General features: G+C 66.4%; 1 protein-coding gene. It reads right to left on the bottom strand.

All coding sequences use genetic code 11. From position 1 onward, the window contains the following. Positions 1-467, bottom strand: a 467-nt coding sequence (locus tag KJQ96_RS38735; RefSeq protein WP_213291190.1) for a hypothetical protein, incomplete at both ends; no start/stop codon positions are given.

Below are 467 nucleotides of genomic sequence, written 5' to 3'. Positions count from 1 at the left end.
CTGGATACGAGACCGACGTCCGGTTCAGCTCCTCCAACAGGTAGATGCGCTCATCACGTGGTAGGATGTCCAGGTCGCACACCGGCGTGTTCGGCGCGTGCTCCAGCGCATCAGCCAGTTGCTCGAGCGCGCGCTGCATGTAGCCGCAGACCCGATCCGCAGAGACCGGCTCCGCCGCTTCCGCGGTCAGCCCGAGCGCCTTGCCAAAATCCTCCACCGACAAGGTCAACGGATAGTTGGTGCGCTCCTCCCCGCCCAGCCATTCCACGCCAGACAGCACATCATCCGATCCGAAGGACATCGCCGGGGTGTTGTGGCGGTAGTTCAACAACGAACTGAACAGCGGCGCCGGCGATGCAACGCCGCCGCAGCGTTGCGCCAGCGCCAGCGAGGCATGTTCATGCGCCAGCAACTCGGCCAGCCGGGCGTGGGTGGTCCGCACGCTCGCCTCGACCCCGGTGCCGTCC

The sequence above is a fragment of the Bradyrhizobium sp. sGM-13 genome (assembly GCF_018398875.1).
Classification (GTDB): domain Bacteria; phylum Pseudomonadota; class Alphaproteobacteria; order Rhizobiales; family Xanthobacteraceae; genus Bradyrhizobium.
This window is presented reverse-complemented; position numbering and strand designations above follow the sequence as displayed.